Source organism: Arthrobacter sp. 10L424 (assembly GCF_056395325.1).
Genome location: NZ_JBFTJH010000012.1, coordinates 85,743 through 108,692, shown reverse-complemented (window position 1 = coordinate 108,692; position 22,950 = coordinate 85,743). Strand labels below are relative to the sequence as shown.

The following is a 22,950-nucleotide window of genomic DNA, read 5'->3' as shown; positions in this document are numbered from 1 at the left end:
CGGCCAGCTAGAAGCCATCGCCACTGCCAAACAGGCTGCCCCCGTCAAACCCGCCGTGAACGAACGATGGAACCAACGCGCCAGCCGGAGGAATTCATCTGAGGCAACGACTGCACCTTCCCGGAGGTATTGACATGAGGCAACAGGGACACGCCCCGGCCGCAGGCCCGGCCCGCGGACGGTTCCGGTCAAGCCCTACCGCGCGACCTTGAAGTTGAACGCTCCGGTACCCAGCGCGCCCCAGACCCGCAGCCAGAGCGGCAGGATCATTTCAGCGCCGCGGGCGGTGCTGATGTCGCCCAGATCGATGATGTCCCGGTGCCCGAATTCCCTGAGCAGTCCCCGCACGGTTTCCTTGGCGTCCGCGTCGTTGCCGGAGATGAAGACCGAATGCTCTCCCCCGGCCACACTTGCCGGATCCACCATCACGCTGGCAGTCATCGTGTTGAGGGTCTTGACCACGCGCGCCTCCGGGAAGGCGTGCTGGATCTGCTCACCAAGGCTGTCAGTGTTTACCGGGTTCAACGACGGCGGAAACCCGTGCGAGAGGTCCAGCGGGTTCGCGACGTCCATCAGAACTTTGCCGCTCAGGTTTTCCGCCCCCGCCGCAGTGAGCGCCTCGAGGGTGCCGGCGCCGTTGGTGGCATTGACGACGACGTCGGCCCCTGCAGCGGCGTCCGCGAGAGTCACGACGTCGATCCTGCTGTGCGCGGCGTGCCACGCGGCAAAGGGTGCGCCGCCCATCGCGCCCGGCTCGGTCCGGGCCACCGTCGCCCGTGGATCGCGGGTGCCGATGACCACGTCGTGCCCCAGTGCGTCCAGCGCTTCCGCGAGCGCGGGGCCAACCGTCCCGGTTCCCAGTACGGCAATTTTCATGGTGTCCTCAGTTCTGCAAGCCAGGTAGACAGGTCCGTCTACCGTTGCTCGGACGCTATCAGACAGACCTGTCTACGACAAGGGCAACAGCTTCTCGCCGGAGTGGACGTGAGGAACCCCCCGCCCTAGACAGACTTGTCTGTGTAGCATGGAGCCATGAGGCCGCCAGCAGACGCCGCAACGCAGGCCGCCCGCACCCCCGCCGGGCAGGCCCGGGACAAAATCCTGTCCACGGCTTTCCGGCTGTTCTATGCGCACGGGCTCCGGGCCGCCGGCATCGACACAATCATTGCCGAATCGGGCGTCGCGAAGGCCACGTTCTACAAGTATTTTCCGGCCAAGGATGACCTGATCCTGGCGTATCTGGAGAAGGTCGACGACGTCTGGACCGGCCAGCTCCACACCGCGGCGGAGGCCGCCGGACCAGACCCCGCGGTCCAGCTCGTGGGGCTGTTCGACGCGCTGACCAGCGCCTGCCGCCGGGACGGCTACCGCGGGTGCGCCTTCATCAACGCCGCCGCCGAGTCTGCCTCCGGAACCCGCGTCCATGAGCGGACGGTGGCCCACAAGGAGAACATTCGCGCCTGGATCCGGGATCTCGCCGTTCGGGCCGGCGCCCAAGATCCGGACCAGCTAGCCCGCAGCCTGACCCTGCTGCTCGACGGCGGCCTGGCCAGCGGGGTGCTCGACGGCGACCCCGCGGCCGCCGCCGCGGCCCGCGACGCCGCAGCGCAACTCGTGGCCGCAAGCCGCAGCACCGCACCCACCCCCAACTGACCGGCAGCAATCCCCAGGAGGAACCCGTGAGCACCCCGCACCGCGATCCCGAAGCCCAGCTCGCCCGCTGGCAGCGCTTCAGGAATAGCCGCAACACGGCCCTGGCCGGCGACTACGGCTGGCTGACGCTGACCTCCTTCCAGTGGCTGGAGGGCCAGCCGGCCGCCGTCGAACTGGTTCCCGGGCTCTGGTCCACGGACGGCACGACGGCGTTCCTCACCGCTGCGGCGGCGGACGGGCTCACCCTCGTGGAGACCGGCGGGCCCGTGGACGGCACCATCAGCGCGACGCTGTCCGACGAGGAGTCCCTGCTCTGGGTCCAGTACGGCGGCGAGGACGGCCGGCAGGTGGTGGTGGAGCTGGCCATGCGCGCCAACCAGTACGCCGTGCGCACCCGGGATTCGACGTCGCCCGTGTTCACCGAGTTCGATGGCGTCCCCACCTTCGACTACCGGCCGGACCTGGTGGTTGAGGCCAGCTTCCGGCCCTATCCGGAACCCGTGGACGTCCCGATCGGCACCGCCAACCCGCTGGTCGACGGCGTCCACCGCACGGTCGGCGAGCTCGTGTTCCGGCTCCCCGGCAAGGACCACGAGTTCCACCTGCAGGCCGAGGAGGAAAAGCTCGGAGCCCTGACGGTCACGTTCCACGACGAGACCAATGGAGACTCCGCCCCGGAGAAGGCAACTGCCGAGTGGCGGAAGGTCTCCACAGCCCGGCCGCGGCCGGACAACACCGTCATCCTGGACTTCAACCGCGCCATCAACTACCCCAGCGCCTTCACCCCGTACGGCACCTGCCCCATGCCGGTGAAAAACAACAGCCTGGACTACCGGATCGAGGCCGGGGAGAAGGAACCGGCGCTCTTTTAGACGATCGCCGAAACCCCGGTCACGGCCCGGCCCACGATCAGCGTGTTGATCTCGAAAGAGCCCTCGTAGGTGTAGATCGCCTCGGCGTCGGCAAAGATCTTGGCCATCCGGTAGTCGGTGACGATCCCGTTCCCGCCCAGCAGGGACCGACCCATCGCCACGGTTTCCCGCATCCGGGCGCTCACATAGGACTTCGCCAAGGCCACCTGGGGCATGTCCGCCGCGCCTTTCTCCTGCAGCTGGGCGATCCGGACCATCATCCCCATGCTGGCCACGGCGTTGCCGAGCATGGTCACCAGCTGCTGCTGGACCAGCTGGAATTTCGCCAGCGGCCGGCCGAACTGCTGACGTTCGACGGCGTACTGCCGGGCGACGTCGAACGCGGCCAGCTGCTGCCCGACGCCCTGCCAGGCGACCATGATCCGGGAGCCGCGCAGGAGTTCGTTGGTGTCCTCAAAGCTGTTGATCCCGGCGAAACGGTCGGCCTCGGCCACCTGCACGTCCTTGAAGACAATGTCGGCGTTCTGCACCGTGCGCAGTGCGATCTTGTTCTCGATCCTGCTCCGGCTCACGCCGGGCAATGTGGCGTCGACGATGAAGCCGCGGACGGCGCCGTCGGCCTCGTCCCGGGCCCAGACGAGCATGTAGTCGCAGAACGTCCCGTTGCCGATCCAGCGCTTGGCGCCGTTGAGCACCCACGTGTCGCCGCCGTCGGGAGCCCCGCCGGGAACGCGGCGGGCGAGGGTCTCCATGCCGCCGGCCACATCGGAGCCGTGGTCCGGTTCGGTCAGGGCGAAGGCGCCGGTGGTCCGGAGGTTCGCGGCGTCGTCCAGCAGGCGCGACTTTTGCTCCTCGGATCCAAAGCCGTAGAGGGATTCGACAAAGAGGTCGTGGTGGACCAGGAAAAACGTTGCCAGCGAGGTGTCCACCCGGGTGATCTCGGCGATGACCAATCCGGCGAACAGTTTGCTGTAGCCGCGCTGCGCCGGTGCGCTGAGTTCGAGTGCCGCCAGCTTGGGCAGGATGTGCGCGGGGAACTCGGCCTTGTTCCACCAGTCACCGGCGAAGGGTGCCACCTCGCGGGCCAGGAAATCCCGCAGCTCGGCGAGCTTTTCCTGTTCCGTAGCGTTGAGCATCGACTCGAAGTCGAAGAAATCGGCTGTCGGCAACCCCTCGTAAGAGAGAGGCGGCGCGGAGACGGGCAGACCGAACGGAGCGGCAACCCCGGCCGGCATCACTTCGGCCCCATTCGGATGGCACCGTCAAGGCGGATGGTCTCGCCGTTGAGCATGGCGTTGTCCACAATATGCGCGGCGAGGTTCGCGTACTCGTCAGGCTTGCCCAGCCGGGACGGGTGCGGCACCTGCTGCCCGAGGGAATCCTGGGCTTCCTGCGGCAGACCGGCCATCATCGGCGTCTCGAAGATGCCCGGCGCGATGGTGACCACCCGGATCAGCGAGCGCGCGAGTTCACGGGCGATCGGCAGCGTCATCGCATGGACCGCCCCCTTGGAGGCGGCATAGGCCGGCTGGCCGATCTGCCCATCGAAGGCAGCGACGGAGGCGGTGTTGATGATGACGCCGCGCTCCGGGCCGCCGAGCCCGGTTACGGCCGGCTCGGTCGCCGCCATCGCGGCCGCGGCAAGCCGGATGACGTTGAAGGTGCCCACAAGGTTGATCTGGATGACGCGGTTGAAGCTCTCCAGCGGCAGCACGCCGTCGCGGCCCAAAACCTTGCCGGGGGTCGCGATCCCGGCGCAGTTGACCACGATCCGCAGCGGGCCCAGGGCGACGGCGGCGTCGACGGCGGCCTGCACCTCGTCCTCGCTGGTGACATCGGCCGGAACGAAGACCGCCTTGTTGGCCGCCTCTTTCCGGTCGCCGGCGCCGCGGGCATCCACAGGGGCTTCCACAGGGGCTTCGCCCCGGGTGTTCAGCTCCGCGGCGAACGCGTCACCGGCGGAGCTTGGCAGGTCCACCAGGACCACGGAGGCTCCGGCGTCGAACAGGCGCCGGGCCGTCGCGGCGCCCAGGCCCGAGGCCCCGCCCGTAATCAGCGCGACTGTACCTTTGATGTCCATGCATCCTCCTTGATGTGGAACCGGAACCCGCCACGACACTGTGTGCAGTGTCACGAAGTTGCAGGGAACATTAGTTAGTGAATGTTAACTGGAATACGGATATTCCGCACCTTCGCCGGCGCCGCCGCCCGCCGGACGGCGGGGTGGTTCACGCAGCCGGGCCGGAATCGCCTCCCGCGGCGCAGCCGCGATCCCGCCCCGGACGTACTGCCGCTACTAGGCTGGAGCCATGACCCCAGCAGAGATCTCCACCGCCCCCAACTGGTCGTTCCGGGCCGACGAAGCGGCCCGTTCCGTGACCAGGCTGTTCGGGCAGCGGCTCTTCTTCCTGCCGGGGACACACATCGCCGCGATCGTGCGGCCCTCGGGCCGGGTCAAGAATCTTGCCCGGCCGTGGCACTACTGGTGGCAGGCGCACTATGTGGACTGCCTCGTGGACACCGGCCGCCGGGAACTCGGAACCGAAGGAAGGCCCGGAACACGGTTCGACGGCGAGAACCGGCCCAGCGCCGGCCGGCTCGCCTCCCAGTTGGTCGCCGGGATCCGGCTCCGCAATTTCCTGACCTTCGTCAACAACTATTACGACGACATGGCCTGGCTGGCACTGTCCACGCTGCGGCTCGAGAAACTCGCGGAGGACAGCCGCAAGGCGGCCGGCCGCGGCCGCAACGCCCGTGCCCTCAAGAGCCTCACGCTGCAGTTCGATTCCGCCTCCACGGACGACCTCGGCGGCGGCACGTTCTGGAGCAAGAAGCGGGATTTCAAGAACACGCCCGCCACGGCACCCGTGGCGCTCTACTACGCCCGCACCGGCAAGGCAGCCAGGGCACAGGCCCTGATGGACTGGCTGGATGCCCGGCTTTTCGACCCGGAACAGGGCATGTACCAGGACGGCCTGCGGATCGCGCCGGGGGGCGACGTGGTGCTGGAAAGCTCCATTTACACCTACAACCAGGGGCCGGTCCTCGGCGCGCTGCTGGAACTCGGCGGCGAAACCAACCTGGCCCGCGCCTCCGCGCTCGTGGCTGCCGTGGCCCGGAACCTCACCCTCCCGGCCCCGCTGATGGGGCGCAGCGCCACGGTGCTGCGCTGCGAGGGAACGGGCGACGGCGGACTGTTCACCGGCATCCTCGTCCGGTACCTGGCCCTCGCCGCCATCGACGAGCGGCTTCCCGCCGAGGCCCGGAACACGGCCGCGACCCTCGTGAACGACACCGCCGAGGCTTTCTGGGAGGGCCGCCGCATCGTGTCGGCCCAGGAACCGCTGGCCCGCAAGGGCGGCCGGATCCTGTTCTCCACCCGCCCCGAACTGCCGGCGCGGCGCAGCTACCCGGCGGGCGCCGCCGTCGAGCTTTCCACCCAGCTGCAGGCCTGGATGGTGCTGGAAGCGGCCGCCTCCATTACCGGCAGGTCCGGCCTCCCGGACGAGGCAGTCCCGGACGAGGCGGCGGAGCCGGAGCCCGCAGAGGCGGACGCGGCGGTCCCGGACGCGGACGCGGAGGCGGAGGCGGCGCCGCGCGCAACGCCAGCAGCACCGGCCGGGACGCCGGCCGAATCACGCACAGAATCCCCCGCCGGCAATTAAGTCACGCAATAGTTTCGTAATTGATGTGATCCTGATCACTTAAGCCGCTCTCGGCTTGGTTGCTTAGGTTTGGCTAACCTACAGTTTTTCCTAGTGAGCATGCCCTAACTTCCCCCGCTCACAGGGGGCTAGGGTTCCTAAGAACTTCCTTGCAGAAAGCAGCCCCCAATGAAGATCCGCACCAACGCGCTGGCAGGTGTCGCGCTGGCGGCCACCGCCGCGCTCGGCCTGGCAGCCTGTGGCTCCGCCGCCTCGACTTCCCCCGGCAGCAGCGCTGCCGCCGACGGCAAGGTCTCCGGCGAGATCACCGTCTACAACGCCCAGCACGAATCCCTGACGCAGGAATGGGTGGACGCGTTCACCGCGGAAACCGGCGTCAAGGTCACCATGCGCCAGGGCTCGGACACCGAGATGTCCAACCAGATCATCCAGGAAGGCAAGGCCTCCCCCGCCGACGTCTTCCTCACCGAAAACTCCCCGGCCATGGCCCAGGTGGAAAACGCCGGGCTCTTCGCCGACGTCGACAAGGCCACCGTCGACCAGGTGCCCGCCGAATTCCGGCCCTCCACCAACAAGTGGACCGGCATCGCGGCCCGCTCCACCGTCCTGGTTTACGACAAGGCCAAGCTCACCGAGGACCAGCTGCCCAAGTCCATGCTGGACCTGGCCAAGCCGGAGTGGAAGGGCAAGTGGGCGGCGTCGCCGTCCGGCGCCGACTTCCAGGCCATCGTCTCCGCCCTGCTCGAACTCAAGGGCGAAGCCGCCACTGAGGAATGGCTCCAGGGCATGAAGGAGAACTACAAGGCCTACAAGGGCAACAGCACCGCCATGAAGGCGGTCAACGCCGGCGAGGTCGACGCCGCCCTGATCTACCACTACTACTACTACGGCGACCAGGCGAAGACCGGCGAGAACTCCAAGAACGTCACGCCGTACTACTTCAAGAACCAGGACCCGGGCGCATTCGTGTCCGTCTCCGGCGGCGGCGTGCTGCAGTCCTCGAAGAACGCGGCGGCGGCCCAGGCCTTCGTCAAGTTCATCACCGGCAAGAAGGGCCAGGAGATCCTGCAGAAGGGCACCTCCTTCGAATACGCGATCGCCTCCGATGTCCCGGCCAACGAGAAGCTGATCCCCCTGACGGAGCTGCAGGCCCCCGTCGTGGATCCGGCCAAGCTCAATTCCGCAAAGGTCACCGAGCTGATGACCAAGGCAGGACTGCTGTAACCGCGTGACAACCAAGCTGGCGGCTCCCGGGACTTCCGGGAGCACGACGACGGCGGGCCGGGGCAAACGCCCCCGCCCGCCTTTCGGCGTTTCCGCGGTGTCCATCCTCGCGGTCCTCATTGCCCTGTTTTCACTGATCCCGCTGGGTTACGTCATCGTGATGACGGCCGCCACGGGGTGGGAAACCGCCGTCGCCCTGATCTTCCGCGCGCGTGTTGGTGAGCTCCTGCTCAACACGGTGCTGCTGATGGCCATCACTGTGCCCCTCTGCCTGGTCCTGGGCGTAGGCGGCGCATGGCTGGTGGAGCGGACCACGCTCCGCGGGCGCAAGTGGTGGGCCGTCCTGCTCGCCGCGCCGCTGGCCATTCCGGCCTTCGTCAACAGCTACGCCTGGGTTTCCGCCGTGCCGTCCCTCGAGGGGCTGTGGTCCGGCGTGCTGATCGCCACGCTGTCCTATTTCCCGCTCGTGTACATCCCGGCCGCCGCCACGCTGAGCCGGCTGGACCCGGCCATCGAACAGTCCGCTGCGGCCCTGGGCCTCGGCGCCTGGCGCGCCTTCTTCCGGGTGGTGCTGCCGCAGCTGCGCATCGCGATGACCGGCGGCGCGCTGCTGGTGTCGCTGCACCTGCTGGCCGAGTACGGTGCCTTCGCGATGATCCGCTTCGACACGTTCACCACAGCGATCATGGTGCAGTACCAGTCCACGTTCAACGGCACCGCCGGGAACATGCTGGCCAGCGTCCTCGTGTTCCTCTGCCTGATCCTGCTGCTGGTGGAAGTCCGCAGCCGCGGCAGCGCCCGGTACGCCAGAATCGGCTCGGGCGCCCAGGCCGGCGCCCTGCGCCTTCCGCTGCACGTCTACCAGCTCCCGGCCCAGCTGTTCCTGATCGCGCTCACCGCGCTGGCCTTCGGGCTGCCGCTGACGTTCGTGCTGCGCTGGATCATCGCCGGAGGCCCGGAGATCTGGGCCGCGGACGAGTTCCTGCCCGCCCTGCTGCAGACCCTGATGTACGGCCTCGCCGGCGCCCTGGCCACCACCGTCGTTGCGTTCCCCATGGCGTACCTGGCCGTGCGGCACCCCAGCTGGTTCAGCAAGGCCCTGGAACTGTCGAACTACATTACGAGCTCCCTGCCGGGGATCGTGGTGGGCCTGGCCTTCGTGACGGTCAGCATCAAGGCGGCGCCGGACCTGTACCAGACCTCGGCCCTGCTGATCGCAGCCTACGTGCTGCTCTTCCTGCCGCGCGCGCTCGTCAACATCCGGTCCGGCCTGGCCCAGGCGCCGAAAGAACTCGACGAGGCCGCCCAGGCGCTCGGCAAGCCCCCGCTGCTTGCCTTCCTCCGGGTCACGCTGAGGCTCACCGCGCCGGCCGCCGCGGGCGGCGCCGCCCTGGTGTTCCTCGGGATCGTGAACGAACTCACGGCGACACTCCTGCTCTCGCCCAACGGCACCCGGACGCTTGCCACCGAGTTCTGGAGCAAGAGCAGCGAAATCGACTATGCCGGCGCCGCCCCCTACGCCCTGCTGATGATCCTGATCTCGGCACCGATGACCTACCTCCTCTTCCAGCAGTCCAAGAAAGCAGCGGGACAGTGACCGACCACAGCCCTTCCCGGCTCCCGGAACCGCGGATCGCCGCTTCCGTAGCCACCAGCACCAACAGCCATCTGGAAATCGACTCCGTCACCAAGAACTTCGGCAACCAGGCCGTCCTCAAGGGCGTCAACCTCTCGGTGGCCAAGGGCGGGACGACGGCGATCGTGGGCCCGTCCGGCTCCGGCAAGACCACGCTGCTGCGGCTGATCGCCGGTTTTGAGCACCCGGACACCGGCAGCATTTCGCTCAACGGCGCCAAAGTGGCCGGCGAGGGCGTCTGGGTCCCGGCGCACAAGCGCCACGTGGGCTACGTGGCGCAGGACGGCGCTCTCTTCCCGCACCTGAGCGTCGGACAGAACATCTCCTTCGGCCTCGACTCCGCCAAGCTCCCCGGCGGGCACCGCGGCGTAAAGGCCCGGGTGGCCGAACTGCTGGAAATGGTGTCCCTGGACGCCGCGATGGCCAAGCGCCGCCCGCACCAGCTCTCCGGCGGCCAGCAGCAGCGGGTGGCGCTGGCCCGCGCCCTCGCCCGCGAGCCGGAACTCATGCTGCTGGACGAACCGTTCTCCGCCCTGGACGCCGGACTGCGCGTGGCCACGCGCCGGGCCGTGGGCAAGGTGCTCCACGACGCCGGCGTCACCACCATCCTGGTCACCCACGACCAGGGCGAGGCGCTGTCCTTCGCGGACCAGGTGGCAGTGATGCGCGGTGGGCGGCTGGCGCAGATCGGCAACCCCTTCATCGTCTACACCCGGCCGGCGGACCGCGCCACCGCCGAGTTCCTGGGCGACGCCGTCATTCTCGATGCGTGGATGGAAGGCTCCCTGGCCACGTGCTCCCTCGGCGGCATCCCCGTGCGCCGGCCTCCTGCGCAGGGCCGGGTCCAGTTGATGCTGCGCCCGGAGCAGATCCGGATCGCCGAGGACGGCCCCATCCGCGGCGTCGTGGTGGACACCGATTACTTCGGCCCGGAAACCACCGTGCGGCTCAAACTCGCCGTCCCGCCCGTCCTCGCGGAAGGCGCCGTGGCCGACCACCGCTACCCCGGGGGCGGCGAAATCATCACCATCCGGCACTGGAACGCCTCGATCGCCCGCCCCGGCACCGAACTGTGCCTCCGCGTCGTCGGCGAGGCCGTGGCCTTCCCGGTGGATGACCTGCCTCCGGCCTAGCCTCCACCAAGCCGGCTGCCCCCTTCACCGACGTACCGTGAACACCCGGGGCCGCACCCGCGGGGCCCGTTGAGCCGGTCCGGCTCCCGGCATAGGGTGGGGCGCATGACAGTTCAGCCAGCGCTCCACCGCCAGCACTGCTCCGTTGCTGCCCCCACCCAGTTGTGGCTCGACGCCGACGGGCGGCTGGCCGGCGCCGCTGACGCCGCCGGCGCTTCCAGCCCCTCCAGCGCGGCGGGCGGTGGCTGGTTTACGGGGCTGCTGCACGGGGACACCCGGATGCTGTGCCGGGCAGAGGTTCGGGTGAACGGCATGGAGCCGGAACCCGCGACGGTCGAGGCGGAGGCCGGTGGTGTGCTGCGGGTGCGTGGACTGGTCCGCGGCATCCCGGGGCCCACCGAGGACCCCGCCGTCGAACTGCTGCAGATCTGGACCGTCACCCCCGGCGTCGTCCGGCACTCCCTGCACCTGACCACCTCCCTCGAGTCGCTCGACGTGGAAATCGAAATCCAGCTCGCCGCGGACTTCACCGATATGGCCGCCATCCGTCTCAGCCGTTTCCGGGATCCCTCCGAGCCGTTCGCGTCTGATGAATCCACGCTGCGCTGGCGCGACGGTGGACGGACCCTGACCGTGGGGGCCCCCGGCAGCGTGGCGCCCGGTGAGAGGCTCATCTGGCGCGGGACGGCAGGGCGGGGCCGCCCCTTCGAAGCGGAATGGCAGGCAGTGCTGGCCGACAGCGACGACGCCGTGGTGGCGGCCCGGCCGCCCGCCTCGCGCCGGGTCCGTGCCGAGCCGTCCGGCACCCTGGGCCTGCTGCTGGACAACGCACTCGATGATCTCGCCGGCCTCCGCCTGGCCACCCGGAAGCTGCCGGACGCGCCGTTCCTCGCCGCCGGGGCGCCCTGGTACTTCACGCTGTTCGGACGTGACTCACTCTGGGCCGCGCGGCTGCTCCTGCCGCTCGACGCCGGGCTCGCCTCCGGAACCTTGCGCTCCCTGGCCGCGTTCCAGGGCACCCGGGACGACCCGGCCGCGGCCGAGGAACCCGGCAAGATCCTGCACGAGCTCCGGTCCAAGGAGCTGGTGCTGGAAAGCCAGGGCCTTCGCCTGCCGCCGGTGTACTACGGCGCCGTGGATTCCACCCCGCTGTGGCTGTGCCTGCTGGCCGAACTCGGCGAGTCCGGACTGGACGACGCGGCGGTCCGCTCGCTGCTGCCCAACGCGGCACGGGCCGTGGAATGGCTGCTGGCCGCCCGGGGCGCCCCCGGAAGCCCGAACAGCGGATTCCTCAGCTACCAGGACGCTACCGGCCACGGCCTCTGCAACCAGGGCTGGAAGGACTCCCGGGACGCCATGCAGTTCCGCGATGGCCGCCAGGCTGACGGCCCGATCGCCCTGTCCGAGGTCCAGGGCTACGCCTACCAGGCCGCCGTCGACACCGCCGATCTTTTCGACGCCTATGGCGAACCCGGCGGCCAGGCGCTGCGGGACTTCGCCGAGGCGCTGCAGCAGAATTTCCGCGAGAGCTTCTGGGTCGAGGACGACGGCGGCCACTTCCCCGCCATGGCCCTCGACGGACACGGCGATCCCCTGGACATCCCGGGCTCCAACATGGGACACCTGCTCGGCACCGGAATCCTGGATGCCGGGGAGGCCCGGCTCGTGGCGGACCGGCTGCTTAGCCCCGAGCTGTTCTCCGGCTACGGCGTCCACACGATTTCCCGGCGGGCCGCCGGCTTCTGGCCGTTCAGCTATCACTGCGGCTCGGTCTGGAGCCACGACACCGCGATCGCGGTCCGGGGGCTGCTCGCCGAGGGATTCCTCCCCGAGGCCCGGACCATCGCCGAGGGGCTGCTCGCCGCGTCCGGCTCCTTCGGCCACCGCCTGCCGGAACTGTTCGCCGGCATCAGTGCGGAGGAGTCTGGCCACGCGGTGCCATATCCTGCGTCGTGCCATCCGCAGGCGTGGTCCTCGGCGTCGGCGGTGGTGATCGCGCAGGCCATGGGCGTCGGCTTCTAAAGTCCGCCGGCCGGGCTGTCGGGGCGCGGGCTGTCAGGGCGCGGGCGGGCGCCTTTTCTGCGGGTACGGCGTTTCTTGCCGGGCGAGCATCTCGACGAAACCTGCGATCTTCCTCTCCCGGGTTGCGGCCTGCTTGACTCCGTTGGTCCGGTAGATCAGGGCAAACCTGTTCACCGAGGTCAGGACGTCGAACATCGCCTGCGCCCGCGGATCGGCCGCGATGGCAGCTGCCAGGTCCCCGGGAACTTCCGCCGTCGCCGGGCCTGAGTAGGCGACTTCCCAGCGGCCGTCCGCTTTGGCACTGTCGACGGCGGCGCGTCCGGCGGGAACCATCCGGCCCTCGGCTTCCAGGCGCCCGATCCGGTCCACGTTCCGGGCGGACCACACGCTTTTCGGTCCGCGGCGGGTCATCCGCTGGAAGGAGCTCTCTGCGTCGCGGCGACGTCCCTGGCCGTCGATCCAGCCGAAACACAGTGCTTCCTGGAGCGCGGCCTCGTAGTCCAGCTCCGTCACGGAGCCCCCCTTTTTATGCAGCACCAGCCACACGCCGGGGCTCTCGCCATGGTGTAGTTCCAGCCAGGCACGCCACTGGGCGGCGTCCTTCACGAGCAGTTCCACGAGTTCATCAGCCATGGCACCATTGTGCTCCGCTCGGCCCACATGCGTCCGCTTTGGTGGGACGATATCCCTGAGAACCGGAATCCGTTCCAAACCTTGAGGAGCAACGATGCTGCGCGTCCGCCCGATCCACTTCACCTCCCGCCTGGACGAATGGGAGCGGCTGCTCACCAGCCTGGGCATGGTCAAGACCGTTGACGAGCCCACTTGGCGGGAGTTCGACGCCGGTTCCGGCCGGCTCGCCCTGCACTTCGCCGAGCAGGACTCGGCCGGGGACGGCACCACCGCCCTGGGCGTCGAGGTGGGCGACCTGAAGGAATTTGCCCGGCGGACCAAGGAAGCCGGCGCGGCCGAGAGCACCACTGCCGGCGGCACCACCGCGGAACTCATCGAGGCGGACCACGGTCCGTCCTGCCGTATCACCGCCGCTGACGGTTTCAGTTTCCTGGCCGACCCGGCCACACCCGCCGGAGACGGGAGCTGGGGCGGGTCGCCGGAAGCGGACCCGGGCCTCGCCGTCGTCGGCGTCTGGTTCGCCGAAGATGCCGTCGCGGCGGCCCAGACCCTGCGCAACATCGGTGTGAGGCCCCGCCCGATCCCGGGCGCCGCCGGCAGCGCCGGCATAGACTCCGATACGGCCGAGTCGGAAGCGTTCGCGGCGAAAAACGGCGGGATCCTGATGGTCGGCGCCGGCACCGGGGCCGGCAGCGCGGGCCTGGGCTTCGAATACGCCGGCGACCTTGACGCCCTGCGTCAGCGTCTCGAGGCGGCCGGACACGAGGCGGCGGTCCTTGAGGAAGCCTTGCTCCCCACCCTTCATGTGGCCAATCCCGATGCGGACGGGACTGCCGCCCGCCCGCCGCTCTGGATTGCCGCGGCACCGGCTGCCGGGTGAGTGTGACCACAACGCAACGGCGGGGATGGGGTAGAACTTAACCATGAATGTTCGCACTCCTGACCCGAACCCCGGCTGGCTCTCCGACGACGATCTGTTCGAGGCACGCGGCCGGCTGCCCATGGTCTATGTCGAGGCCGTCCCGGTCCGGCTGGATCCGCTCGGGTTTGTGAACGAGGTCGGCACGCTCCTACAGGCCGACGAGGACGGCAACATGATCCGCTCGCTGGTATCCGGCCGGGTGCTGTACCGGGAGACCATCCGAGCCGCCCTGCTGCGCCACATGGAGAAGGACCTGGGCCCGCTCGCGTTTCCGCAGCTGCCGATCAGCCCGGTTCCGTTCACGGTGGCCGAGTACTTCCCGTCCCCGTCGCACACCGGATTCACCGACGACCGGCAGCACGCCGTCGCTCTGGCGTACATCATCCCCGTCACGGGCGAATGCTCCCCGCGCCAGGACGCCCTGGAACTGACCTGGATGACGCCGCAGGAAGTCATGAGCTCGGACGTCCAGCTGGAATTCAGCGGCGGCCGCGGCGCCCTGATCCGGCAGGCCCTGGCCTTCGCCGGCGTCGGAAACTGACCGCCGCCGGCTGCGGGACCTGACCCCCGCCGCTGGCTGCCCAGACGCGCCTTTGTAGACTGTTGGGCGGACCGCAAAAGAATTTAAGGACTCCAGATGACCCACCCCCCGGCCGCCCCGAACTACATCGAACAGCAGGCTGGATCTCTGCAGAGCGGGGATCATCTGCTTCTGCCCGACGGCAACCGCTCCGCCGAAATCCAGCGGGTGGACGTCGAAACCGACGATTTCGGAACGCCCGCCATGGTGCTGGCGACCCTCACCGGCGGCGGCGGGCTCCGGATCGCGGCGGCCTCCACCGTCCTGATCCTGGAGGCGGCCGCCGAGGCTGACGCGGCTCCGGCCGAGGACGCCGGCTCGCCGCTGCAGCTGGTCGAACCGGCCACGGATGATGACGGCGCCCGGGCCGAAACGGCCGAACCGGACGGGAGCCAGGAGCCCGACGGCGGCGCCGCAGCTGCCGCCGTCGTCGTTCCGCCCCTGCCGCCCGTTCCGCCCGTGGTGAGCGGCCCCAGCGAAGAGGACCTGGCGCTGATCCCGGCCCTGGAGGGCACGCCCGAGTCCGTGGTGGAGGCGGCGGCCGCGGCCCATCCGAAGTCCGTGGGAGTGCTGCTGCTCAGCGAACGGCTGGCCAAGGGCATCAACACGAAGTCCGGAAGCTGCCTCAAGGACCTCAACGACCTGGCGCAGGAACTGTTCATCATCCTCAAGGACGCCAAGAGCGCCCTCGCCGTTGCCGATCTGCTCAATGTGCTGCCCTTCGACGGCAACCGCGGCCGCTGGTCGTCGGTGGAGGCTTCCCTGGCCCTGTCCAGCTTCATCTGCCGCCAGCTCGGCCGGGCGGACCGGGCCGCAGTCTACGAGAAGTTCCTCCGGGCACCCGACGCCATGGAGACGGACCCGTTTAAGGCCCGCATCAACGCCAAGGTACGCCAGCGCTCCCTCAACGAACCAAACCTGTACGACAAGGAAATTTTCCGTTCGATGGACAACTCGAATCCGGATGCGGAACGTGAATGGCGGCTCCTGCGGCTGGAGGCTTTGCTCTTCCTGCGCGCCCACGGCGGATCGGAAACCATCGGCGCCCCGGAGCTGGACCGCCGCATCGGCAACGAGCTCGAGTCCGTCCGCTCCTGAGGCGTTTGCCCCCTATCCCCTCAGGGCAGGGCGTTGTAGATTCACCCCATGACGAACAATCTGAGCGTTGTGATCAACTCCGACGCGCAGCAGGTTTGGACAATGCTGCGCGAGCCCGCCAAGGTTTCCCAGTGGCACGGCTGGGAAGCCGATGACCAGGCGGCCGAGATTAATGAGATCTACTTCAGCCCCAATGTGGTCGAAGGCGCCGACCACACGTCCCTCGTGGTCGATGGCGGAGACGTTTTCACCCTGAAGCCCGTCCCCGCCGGCACGGAACTCAGCGTCACGCGGGCCGCGGTGGACCACAATTCCGAGTGGGCAGCCTGGGACGAGGACATCACCCAGGGCTGGCTGACCTTCATCCAGCAGCTCCGATTTGCCCTCGAACGGCACCCGCACGGCAAACGCCGGACCTTCTTCTTCTCCGTCCCCGGGAACGAGGGGTCCGCCATCGAAAAACTGGGCCTGTCGGATGTTCCCAACCCCGGCGAACCGTACTCGCTCACCCTGGCCACGGGCGAGGAAGTCTCCGGCAAGGTCTGGTTCCGCAGCAACCACCAGGTGGGACTCACGGTCCACCACTACGCCGAACACGGCGAGGGCCTGGTGATCGTGGCGGACCAGCCGTCCATCAAGGACATCAGGCCCGAGGGCGGCTCCCTGGTCATCGTCTCCACCTACGACCTCGGAGCGCACCAGCTGGAGTCCATCCGCAGCTACTGGGACAAGTGGCGGGCTGAGAACTACCCCACATCCGATCCGCTGCACTAAGGGTTGAAGGCTGTTAGCTGGCACACTTGAACGGTGCCAGCCAATCCTGACTTTGCGTCCTTGCCCTCCGCGCCCGCCCACCAGTCCGAGTTCTCCTTCCGCGTGGGCAAACGCCTAAGTGAAAGCTGCTCGCCGTCGGCCGATCAGATTGCCGCCAACGGTGGGGAGTTCCTGGGCCGCACCGGCACCATCACCACACCCCACGGCGAGATCCAGACCCCGGCGTTCATCGCTGTCGGCACCAAGGCCACGGTCAAATCGGTGCTCCCGGAGTCAGTCGCCGAACTCGGCGCGCAGGCCGTGCTGGCCAACGCCTACCACCTGTACCTGCAGCCCGGGGCGGACATCCTGGATGAGGCCGGAGGCCTCGGTGCCTTCATGAACTGGCGCGGCCCCACCTTTACGGATTCCGGCGGGTTCCAGGTGATGAGCCTCGGCTCGGGATTCAAAAAAGTCATCGACATGAAGTCGGTGGACAATTCCGGGCCCGACGACGCCGTCGCCCCCGGCAAGGAGCGCCTGGCCCACGTGGACGAGGAAGGCGTGTGGTTCAAGAGCCACCTCAACGGCGACCGGCACCGCTTCAGCCCCGAGATCTCCATGAACGTCCAGCACCAGATCGGCGCGGACATCATGTTCGCGTTCGACGAGCTGACCACGCTGCAGAACTCCCGCGGCTATCAGGAGGAATCGCTGGAGCGGACCCGGCGCTGGGCCGAGCGCTGCATCACCGAGCACTTCCGGCTCACGTCCGAGCGCGCCGGCAAGCCCTACCAGGCCCTGTTCGGGGTGATCCAGGGCGCGCAGTACGAGGACCTGCGCCGGAAGGCGTGCCGCGATCTCGGCGCGATGAACTTCGACGGCTTCGGCATCGGCGGGGCGCTGGAGAAGGAGAACCTGGGCACGATCGTGCGCTGGTGCAATGAGGAGCTGCCGGAGAACAAGCCCCGGCACCTGCTGGGCATCTCCGAACCGGACGACATCTTCACCGCGATCGAAAACGGCGCCGACACCTTCGACTGCGTCTCCCCCACCCGGGTGGCCCGCAACTCGGCGTTCTACCACCCCACCGGCCGGTACAACCTCTCCGGCGCCATGTACAAGCGCGACTTCGGCCCGCTGCAGGAAGGCTGCGACTGCTACGCCTGCCTGAACTACTCGCGGGCCTACATCCACCACCTGTTCAAGGCCAAGGAAATGGTCTCCGCCACGCTGATCTCGATCCACAACGAGCGCTTCGTGGTGAAAATGGTCGACGATGCCCGGCTCGCCATCGAGGCCGGCAACTTCTTCGAGTTCAAGGCCGAGACCCTGGGGCACTACTACTCGTAGGTGTCGCCTTCGTCGCCGTCGAGGTCGCCGGAAGCGTGCGGGATCGCCGGAACGTTCCGGCGACCCCGCAGCTTTCCGGCGATCTCGCGGGCTACCGGGCCGTCAGGCCGTCGGGTGCAGCGACGCCGTCAACGCTGAGTCGGCGTCGCGCAGGACCTTGGCCGCCACCTGGAGCCCCTCGATCCGGCCCAGGGACACGTCCTCGTGCTCGATGTTGACCAGCATGTCCGGGTCCACCTCGTACAGGGCTCGGAGGAATTCGGTCCAGTAGGCGGTGTCGTGCCCGCGGCCGAGGGCCACGAAGTCCCAGGCGGAGTTCCTGGGCCACTCGTTGGCCCACTCGTCGCCGCCGAGGTTGGTGCGGTTTTCATCCGGCGAGAGCCGGCGGAAGCTGTTGTCGAGGACCCCGTAGACCGCTGCGTTCGCGGTGTTGACGCGGACGTCCTTCGCGGCTGCCTGGAAGACCAGCGGGCCGAGTTCGCGGACCACGGCGACCGGATCCATTTGCTGCCAGAACAGGTGCGAGGCGTCCAGTTCGACGCCGACATGGGTCGCGCCGGTGAGTTCAATGAGCCTGTGGACATCGGCGGTGTTGAACACGATGTTCTGCGGGTGCAGTTCCAGTGCAACCTTCACCCCGTGGTCCGCGGCGAGGCGGTCGGTCTCCTTCCAGAAGTCGGCCGCGATGCCCCACTGGTAGTCGAGCACGTCCAGTCCGGCCGAGTTCCAGGCGTTGACCACCCAGTTGACCGTGGTGGCCCCGGGCTCGCCGCCGGGCAGGCCGGACATGGTCACCACCCGGTCCTGGCCCAGCCGCTGCGCCAGCCGGATGGAGCGTCGGATATCCTCGGCATGTTTCTCGCCGATCTCACGCTTGGGGTGCAGCGGGTTGCCGTTGCAGTTCAGGCCGGCGATCGAGACGCCGGTCCCCTCGAAGATCGCCAGGTAGTCGTCGCGGGCAGCGTCGCTTTCCAGGATCTGGTCCATGTTGGGCACGTGGACGGCCGGCAGAAACCCGCCCGTGTTGATTTCGATGCCGGTGAGCCCCAGGCCGGCGATGACTTTGAGGGCCTCGGGAAGGGGCCGGTCGTGCAGGATCGCGTTGTAGACGCCGAGTTTCATAGCGTGATCTTCTTTCCGTTGTTGAGCGCGGATTCCGTGACGGCGCCGAGCAGTTCCATGTTGCGCACGCCCTCGTCGAAGGTGGCGCAGCGGGGCAGCGAGTCGGCTTCGCTGAGGCCGGCGACCTCCTCGAGGAACGCCCGGGCCTGGTAGCCGAAGGCGTCGTTCTGGCCGAACCCGACACTGGGCGCGTCCATGGCCAGGCCGCCCGCGATATAGGGGTGTCCGGGGCCGAGGATGACCTGGCGGTAGCCGTTCTCGTTGGCCGGGCCGTCGTTGAGGAACAGTTCGATCTCGGCGGGGCGGCGCTGGTCGAACCGGGCGGCGCCGTTCTCGCAGAAGACTTCAAAAATCAGGCTGTTGGCGTGGCCGGCCGCGACCCGGGAGACCTCGAAGCCGCCGGCGCCGTTCTCGAATTCGGCGGAGAACACGGCGTAGTCGTCATTGTCGACGGGCTCGAAGGTGTCGCTGAGCGCGGCATGGTCGTGGCCTATAACGGCACCTAGCGGCAGCGGGCGCTTGTCGATCACTGTGCTGAGGCGCCCGCCGCTGATGGACTTGATGTCGCCGCAGAGGAACTCGGCAACGTACGTCAGGTGGCTTCCGACGTCGGCCAGCGCACCGGAACCGGGCCCGCCCTTGTACCGCCAGCTCATCGGCGCCGAGGGGCTGAACCCGTAGTCGGTCCAGTAGCGGCCGCTGAAGTGCAGCACATTGCCAAGGACGCCGGACCTGATGAGGTCGCGGATGTAGGCGATGCCGGGGGTGCGGCGGAAGGTGAACCCGATACGGGCAATCGAGCTGGCGTTGCGGGCCGCGTCCGCCATGGCCCGGGCGTCCTCGAGGGAGTCGCTCAGCGGCTTTTCGCACAGCACGTGCTTGCCGGCGGCGAGCAGGCCCTCCACGACTTCGCGGTGAAGGGAGTTCGCAATGACGACGCTCACGACGTCGATGTCGTCGGCTTCGGCGATCGCCTGCCAGGACGTGTCGTTGCGTTCGTAGCCGAATCGCTGCGCTGCCAGAGAACCGAACTCGGCATTAACATCGCCGATGGAGACCAGCCGGATGGGCGGAAGGACCGGGCTGTAGAGCGCCGATGCCGTGCGGTATGCGGCCGCGTGGGCCTTGCCCGCCATGCCGGCGCCGATTACGGCGACCCCTAGACTGTCAGCCATCGATTTCTCCTTTGAAATTCGGCCAGGCCGCGGCCCGGCTCCTAAAATTGGAGCGCTACAAAATGTGTCGCTGATTAGAAGATTAGCTATGTCCATATGTCCTGTCAATGGTCGACTGGTTATCCTCGGATGAGACATGAAAGGCTCTGCAGATGACGCTGAACACCTCTCGAAACCGCCGCCCGACGATCTACGACGTCGCCAAGAGCGCGGGCGTCTCGCCGTCGCTGGTGTCCCTGGTGCTGCAAAACCCGTCAAAGGTCAGCGAGAAGCGCCGGGCGGCCGTTCTGGCGGCGATGTCCGAGCTGGGCTACCGGCCGAGCCGCGCGGCGACGACGCTCGCCAGCAGCCAGACGAAAAGCATCGGGCTGGTCATTGACGACTTCCGCAACCTCTGGTTCGTCGACCTCCTGCGCGGGCTGGAATCCGCCCTCTCCCCCCACGGCTACCAGGTCACCCTCGCGGACTCGCGGCCGGGCGAGAACCGCATTACGGAAGCGACGGACGGCCTGCTGTCCATGCAGGTGGAGGGCCTCGTCATCGCGGCCGAACCGAGTGAGCCGATGATGGCCGGAACCTGGGTCCCCGCCGTCGTCGCGGGCTGGCGGGACGGTGTCCCCGCCGGGGCGGGCCTCATCACGAATGACGACGACGGCGGCGGCCGGATGGCTGCGGAGCACCTGCTGGGGCTCGGCCACACCCGGATCGGGCACCTCTCGGGCACCGGCGGTGCTGCCTACCACCGGCGGGAAGGCTTCCGCAGGCGCATTGTGGAGGCCGGCGTCGAGGTCCGGATCGCCGGCGAGTACCACGGGACGTCCGAGGAGGACGGCTACGCGGCCGCCTGCTGGATCCTTGACCACCACCCGGACACGACGGCGCTGTTCGCGGCCAACGACTCCATGGCCCTGGGCGCCCTCGCCGCCGCCAAGGCACGCGGCCTGTCCGTTCCCGAGGACCTGTCAGTGATCGGCTACGACAACTCCCAGCTGGCCAAGTCGCGGTACCTGGACATGTCCACCGTGGACAACCGTAGCGACCTTGTCGGCGTCGACGTCGCCAACACCCTGTTGGCGCGGATCCAGGACCCCACGCTCGAGCCTGGGCGCAAGCTGATCGAGCCTGCCCTCGTCGCCCGCGGCACCACGGCCCGCGTTTCCGGCTGAGGGCCGGGGCCCCGGCGTCGCCGACCGGCCGCAGCCTGCGGCCCTGCACGGCGCCCTGCCGACGCCGAGATCGCCGGAAGCGTGCCAGATCGCCGGACGGTTACGGCGACCCCGCAACGAACCGGCGACCTCGCGTTGTCCACATAACGACGGCGGCTCCTCCCGCGTCCTCCGGCGGCCCGCGAAGCTGGTGGCATGACGCAAAACCACCCGCTGGAGTTGCCGCCGACGGGCAACCTCTGGCGCACGGAACAACTGCTCGACCTCGGCTACGGATCGCGGGCCATCCGCTCGCACCTGGATGCAGATACCCTCGTCCGGCTCAGGCACGGCTGCTATATACGCGCCAGTCTTTGGCAGGCCCAGTCATCGGCCGCCCGGAGCAGGCAGCTCATCTACGCCCATGCCCACGGAACGCGTACGACGTCGACCGGCGCCTTCCTCTACAGCCACACCTCGGCAGCGCGCCTGCGTCACCTCTACCTCTGGGACGTCGATGACAGGATCCATCTCCTCCAGAAGGTGCACCCTTCGAACGAGCGCCACGGCAAGGACGTTTGCTGCCACACGCGCCCCTTCGCCGAACATGACGTCGCCATGGTGAAGGGACTCCGGACGACTTCCCTGGAGCGAACGACGGCCGACTGCGCCATGATGCTGCGCTTCAGGCAGGCGCTGGTCCTCACAGACCATGCACTTCGTCTGGGCGCTGACCCGGCTGCCCTGCTCGCCATGGCCGATGCGCTGGAGGGCCGCCGGGGGATCCGAACCTTCCGCCGCGTCCTCGCAGCCGCCGATCCACGGTCCGAGTCTCCCGGCGAAACCTTGACCCGCGAGCTGATCCTTCGGTGTCGGATCCGGCCCCCTGAGCTGCAGCTTGAGGTGCCAAGTCGCGCCGGTCGCCATCGTCTGGACTTTGCGTGGAAGGAGGAAATGGTCGCCCTCGAGTTCGACGGAAAAACCAAGTACTTCGACTACAAACCCACAGCCGAAGTGCTCTTCGAGGAACGGCGCCGCGAGAAGGCTCTGACCGAAGAAGGCTGGAGGTTCGTCCGCGTCGAGTGGAAGGATCTCTTCCGCGAGCAGGAATTCAAGAGCCGACTCTTGCGGGCGTTGGCAGACCGGCCCCGCCCCTGAGTCGCGGATTCGCCGGTACCCTGCGGGGTCGCCGGACAGTTACGGCGACCCCGCAGGGTACCGGCGAACTGGCCGACCCGGGCGGCAATATACCTGCGGCCCTGCCTTACACCCCGTAACTCGGTTCGCGCTTCTTGATCCAGCCGATCGCGGCCGCGGTGACCGGAACAAAGAGGAACTCCACCAATGTCTTGTAGAGGAAGCCCACGGCGACATAGTTCACGAAGGTGCCGACGTCGGTAATCCCGATCACGGAGGCGGCGATGCTGCAGAAGATCAGGGTGTCCACGAACTCCCCGGCCACCGAGGAACCCATGATGCGCGCCCACAGGGACTTCTCCCCCGTGCGGGCCTTCATTTTCACGAGAATCCAGGCGTTGATGGTCTGCCCGGCGAGGAACGCCAGCAGCGAGGCGAGCACGATCTGCGGAACCGGTCCCAAAGCGCCTTCCAGCGCGGCCTGCTTGGCGGCGCCGAAGTCGTCGTCGAACCCCGGGAGCGCGATGACGATCCAGTAGCAGAGCGACGCGAAGACCGACAGCGCGAAGGTGGTGATGATGGCCTTGCGCGCCACCTTGAAGCCGTAGACCTCGCTGATGACGTCGCCCAGGATGTACGCCAGCGGGAAGAGGAAGAAGCCGCCATCAGTGATGATCGGGCCGATCGCCACACCCTTGGATGCCCCGATGTTGGACAGGATCAGCACCACGGCCATGACAGCCAGCAGGATGCCGAAATAGGGGGAACCGATCGAGGCGAACTTCGGCGGCGCGGCGGCCGGGAAAGTCTTGGCGGAAGTCATGGGT

The 22,950-nt window shown here is 68.2% G+C and carries 21 protein-coding genes; 14 read left to right on the top strand and 7 right to left on the bottom strand.

The window, feature by feature from the left end; translation table 11 throughout:
- Positions 1-195: 195 nt before the first annotated feature.
- Entirely contained in the window at positions 196-876 is a 681-nt protein-coding gene (locus tag AC1DC5_RS17800) for an NADPH-dependent F420 reductase (RefSeq protein ID WP_476866018.1), read from the bottom strand.
- A gap of 156 nt (positions 877-1,032) precedes the next feature.
- Here AC1DC5_RS17800 and AC1DC5_RS17795 point away from each other — a divergent pair, with 156 nt between their 5' ends.
- Together AC1DC5_RS17795 and AC1DC5_RS17790 are read left to right on the top strand one after the other, a co-directional pair.
- Positions 1,033-1,653, top strand: a complete 621-nt coding sequence (locus AC1DC5_RS17795; protein ID WP_476866017.1) for a TetR/AcrR family transcriptional regulator — start codon at positions 1,033-1,035, stop codon at positions 1,651-1,653.
- Between the two features lie 26 nt (positions 1,654-1,679).
- The gene (locus AC1DC5_RS17790) at positions 1,680-2,525 is read left to right on the top strand and encodes a DUF1684 domain-containing protein (protein ID WP_441405642.1); all 846 of its coding nucleotides are present in this window, start codon (positions 1,680-1,682) and stop codon (positions 2,523-2,525) included.
- Here AC1DC5_RS17790 and AC1DC5_RS17785 read toward each other — a convergent pair.
- Together AC1DC5_RS17785 and AC1DC5_RS17780 are read right to left on the bottom strand one after the other, a co-directional pair.
- Positions 2,522-3,661 (bottom strand): acyl-CoA dehydrogenase family protein, encoded by a 1,140-nt coding sequence (locus AC1DC5_RS17785; RefSeq protein WP_476866022.1) that lies wholly within the window; start codon positions 3,659-3,661, stop codon positions 2,522-2,524. The genes AC1DC5_RS17790 and AC1DC5_RS17785 overlap by 4 nt on opposite strands.
- 98 nt (positions 3,662-3,759) lie before the next feature.
- Complete coding sequence (locus AC1DC5_RS17780; RefSeq protein WP_441405643.1) at positions 3,760-4,605, bottom strand: SDR family NAD(P)-dependent oxidoreductase; 846 nt, start codon at positions 4,603-4,605, stop codon at positions 3,760-3,762.
- 229 nt (positions 4,606-4,834) lie between these two features.
- On the opposite strand from AC1DC5_RS17780, the gene AC1DC5_RS17775 reads away from it, so the two are divergent.
- The 5 genes from AC1DC5_RS17775 (at position 4,835) to AC1DC5_RS17755 (ending at position 12,205) form a co-directional block, all read left to right on the top strand.
- Positions 4,835-6,190 (top strand): glycoside hydrolase family 76 protein, encoded by a 1,356-nt coding sequence (locus AC1DC5_RS17775; protein WP_441405644.1) that lies wholly within the window; start codon positions 4,835-4,837, stop codon positions 6,188-6,190.
- A gap of 168 nt (positions 6,191-6,358) precedes the next feature.
- A complete protein-coding gene (locus tag AC1DC5_RS17770) occupies positions 6,359-7,414 on the top strand; it encodes an iron ABC transporter substrate-binding protein (RefSeq protein ID WP_476866016.1) in 1,056 nt (351 codons plus the stop codon).
- Between the two features lie 4 nt (positions 7,415-7,418).
- A complete protein-coding gene (locus AC1DC5_RS17765) occupies positions 7,419-9,011 on the top strand; it encodes an ABC transporter permease (RefSeq protein WP_441405646.1) in 1,593 nt (530 codons plus the stop codon).
- Positions 9,008-10,183 (top strand): ABC transporter ATP-binding protein, encoded by a 1,176-nt coding sequence (locus AC1DC5_RS17760; RefSeq protein ID WP_476866015.1) that lies wholly within the window; start codon positions 9,008-9,010, stop codon positions 10,181-10,183. Before AC1DC5_RS17765 ends, AC1DC5_RS17760 begins: the two co-directional genes overlap by 4 nt.
- A 105-nt stretch (positions 10,184-10,288) precedes the next feature.
- Complete coding sequence (locus AC1DC5_RS17755; protein WP_476866014.1) at positions 10,289-12,205, top strand: glycogen debranching N-terminal domain-containing protein; 1,917 nt, start codon at positions 10,289-10,291, stop codon at positions 12,203-12,205.
- Between the two features lie 33 nt (positions 12,206-12,238).
- Here AC1DC5_RS17755 and AC1DC5_RS17750 read toward each other — a convergent pair whose 3' ends face one another.
- On the bottom strand, positions 12,239-12,838 hold the full coding sequence (locus AC1DC5_RS17750; RefSeq protein WP_441405649.1) for a YdeI/OmpD-associated family protein: 600 nt from the start codon (positions 12,836-12,838) through the stop codon (positions 12,239-12,241).
- Between the two features lie 94 nt (positions 12,839-12,932).
- Between AC1DC5_RS17750 and AC1DC5_RS17745 the strand changes: the two genes are divergently transcribed.
- The 5 genes from AC1DC5_RS17745 to tgt all read left to right on the top strand — a co-directional run bounded on the left by AC1DC5_RS17745 (position 12,933) and on the right by tgt (position 17,544).
- Positions 12,933-13,718 carry a VOC family protein gene (locus AC1DC5_RS17745; RefSeq protein WP_476866013.1) on the top strand — a complete coding sequence of 262 codons (786 nt, stop codon included), beginning with the start codon at positions 12,933-12,935 and terminating at the stop codon, positions 13,716-13,718.
- A gap of 43 nt (positions 13,719-13,761) precedes the next feature.
- Positions 13,762-14,301, top strand: a complete 540-nt coding sequence (locus AC1DC5_RS17740) for an NUDIX hydrolase family protein (protein ID WP_056427539.1) — start codon at positions 13,762-13,764, stop codon at positions 14,299-14,301.
- Between the two features lie 96 nt (positions 14,302-14,397).
- Positions 14,398-15,438, top strand: a complete 1,041-nt coding sequence (locus AC1DC5_RS17735) for a DUF6707 family protein (protein ID WP_476866012.1) — start codon at positions 14,398-14,400, stop codon at positions 15,436-15,438.
- 48 nt (positions 15,439-15,486) lie between these two features.
- Positions 15,487-16,212 carry an SRPBCC family protein gene (locus AC1DC5_RS17730; protein ID WP_441405652.1) on the top strand — a complete coding sequence of 242 codons (726 nt, stop codon included), beginning with the start codon at positions 15,487-15,489 and terminating at the stop codon, positions 16,210-16,212.
- A gap of 33 nt (positions 16,213-16,245) precedes the next feature.
- Positions 16,246-17,544, top strand: coding sequence for a tRNA guanosine(34) transglycosylase Tgt (gene tgt, locus AC1DC5_RS17725; protein WP_476866011.1), 1,299 nt, complete (start codon positions 16,246-16,248; stop codon positions 17,542-17,544).
- 102 nt (positions 17,545-17,646) lie between these two features.
- Here tgt and AC1DC5_RS17720 read toward each other — a convergent pair whose 3' ends face one another.
- Both AC1DC5_RS17720 and AC1DC5_RS17715 read right to left on the bottom strand, forming a co-directional pair.
- The gene (locus tag AC1DC5_RS17720) at positions 17,647-18,666 is read right to left on the bottom strand and encodes a sugar phosphate isomerase/epimerase family protein (RefSeq protein WP_476866010.1); all 1,020 of its coding nucleotides are present in this window, start codon (positions 18,664-18,666) and stop codon (positions 17,647-17,649) included.
- Positions 18,663-19,841: a Gfo/Idh/MocA family protein gene (locus AC1DC5_RS17715; protein ID WP_476866009.1), complete on the bottom strand. Its 1,179-nt coding sequence runs from the start codon at positions 19,839-19,841 to the stop codon at positions 18,663-18,665. Before AC1DC5_RS17715 ends, AC1DC5_RS17720 begins: the two co-directional genes overlap by 4 nt.
- A 152-nt stretch (positions 19,842-19,993) precedes the next feature.
- Between AC1DC5_RS17715 and AC1DC5_RS17710 the strand changes: the two genes are divergently transcribed.
- Positions 19,994-21,007, top strand: coding sequence for a LacI family DNA-binding transcriptional regulator (locus tag AC1DC5_RS17710; RefSeq protein ID WP_476866008.1), 1,014 nt, complete (start codon positions 19,994-19,996; stop codon positions 21,005-21,007).
- A gap of 195 nt (positions 21,008-21,202) precedes the next feature.
- On the top strand, positions 21,203-22,144 hold the full coding sequence (locus AC1DC5_RS17705) for a type IV toxin-antitoxin system AbiEi family antitoxin domain-containing protein (RefSeq protein ID WP_441405657.1): 942 nt from the start codon (positions 21,203-21,205) through the stop codon (positions 22,142-22,144).
- A 106-nt stretch (positions 22,145-22,250) separates the two neighbouring features.
- On the opposite strand, the gene AC1DC5_RS17700 is transcribed toward AC1DC5_RS17705, so the two are convergent.
- The gene (locus AC1DC5_RS17700; RefSeq protein ID WP_476866007.1) at positions 22,251-22,946 is read right to left on the bottom strand and encodes a queuosine precursor transporter; all 696 of its coding nucleotides are present in this window, start codon (positions 22,944-22,946) and stop codon (positions 22,251-22,253) included.
- Between the last annotated feature and the right edge of the window lie 4 nt (positions 22,947-22,950).

Excerpts from the sequence above, each read along its gene's own strand:
- AC1DC5_RS17800 (WP_476866018.1), bottom strand. The coding sequence starts at position 876 with ATGAAAATTGCCGTACTGGGAACCGGGACGGTTGGCCCCGCGCTCGCG.
- AC1DC5_RS17795 (WP_476866017.1), top strand. The coding sequence starts at position 1,033 with ATGAGGCCGCCAGCAGACGCCGCAACGCAGGCCGCCCGCACCCCCGCC.
- AC1DC5_RS17785 (WP_476866022.1), bottom strand. The coding sequence starts at position 3,661 with ATGCTCAACGCTACGGAACAGGAAAAGCTCGCCGAGCTGCGGGATTTC.
- AC1DC5_RS17780 (WP_441405643.1), bottom strand. The coding sequence starts at position 4,605 with ATGGACATCAAAGGTACAGTCGCGCTGATTACGGGCGGGGCCTCGGGC.
- AC1DC5_RS17775 (WP_441405644.1), top strand. The coding sequence starts at position 4,835 with ATGACCCCAGCAGAGATCTCCACCGCCCCCAACTGGTCGTTCCGGGCC.
- AC1DC5_RS17770 (WP_476866016.1), top strand. The coding sequence starts at position 6,359 with ATGAAGATCCGCACCAACGCGCTGGCAGGTGTCGCGCTGGCGGCCACC.
- AC1DC5_RS17755 (WP_476866014.1), top strand. The coding sequence starts at position 10,289 with ATGACAGTTCAGCCAGCGCTCCACCGCCAGCACTGCTCCGTTGCTGCC.
- AC1DC5_RS17750 (WP_441405649.1), bottom strand. The coding sequence starts at position 12,838 with ATGGCTGATGAACTCGTGGAACTGCTCGTGAAGGACGCCGCCCAGTGG.
- AC1DC5_RS17745 (WP_476866013.1), top strand. The coding sequence starts at position 12,933 with ATGCTGCGCGTCCGCCCGATCCACTTCACCTCCCGCCTGGACGAATGG.
- AC1DC5_RS17740 (WP_056427539.1), top strand. The coding sequence starts at position 13,762 with ATGAATGTTCGCACTCCTGACCCGAACCCCGGCTGGCTCTCCGACGAC.
- AC1DC5_RS17735 (WP_476866012.1), top strand. The coding sequence starts at position 14,398 with ATGACCCACCCCCCGGCCGCCCCGAACTACATCGAACAGCAGGCTGGA.
- AC1DC5_RS17730 (WP_441405652.1), top strand. The coding sequence starts at position 15,487 with ATGACGAACAATCTGAGCGTTGTGATCAACTCCGACGCGCAGCAGGTT.
- AC1DC5_RS17720 (WP_476866010.1), bottom strand. The coding sequence starts at position 18,666 with ATGAAACTCGGCGTCTACAACGCGATCCTGCACGACCGGCCCCTTCCC.
- AC1DC5_RS17715 (WP_476866009.1), bottom strand. The coding sequence starts at position 19,841 with ATGGCTGACAGTCTAGGGGTCGCCGTAATCGGCGCCGGCATGGCGGGC.
- AC1DC5_RS17710 (WP_476866008.1), top strand. The coding sequence starts at position 19,994 with ATGACGCTGAACACCTCTCGAAACCGCCGCCCGACGATCTACGACGTC.
- AC1DC5_RS17705 (WP_441405657.1), top strand. The coding sequence starts at position 21,203 with ATGACGCAAAACCACCCGCTGGAGTTGCCGCCGACGGGCAACCTCTGG.
- AC1DC5_RS17700 (WP_476866007.1), bottom strand. The coding sequence starts at position 22,946 with ATGACTTCCGCCAAGACTTTCCCGGCCGCCGCGCCGCCGAAGTTCGCC.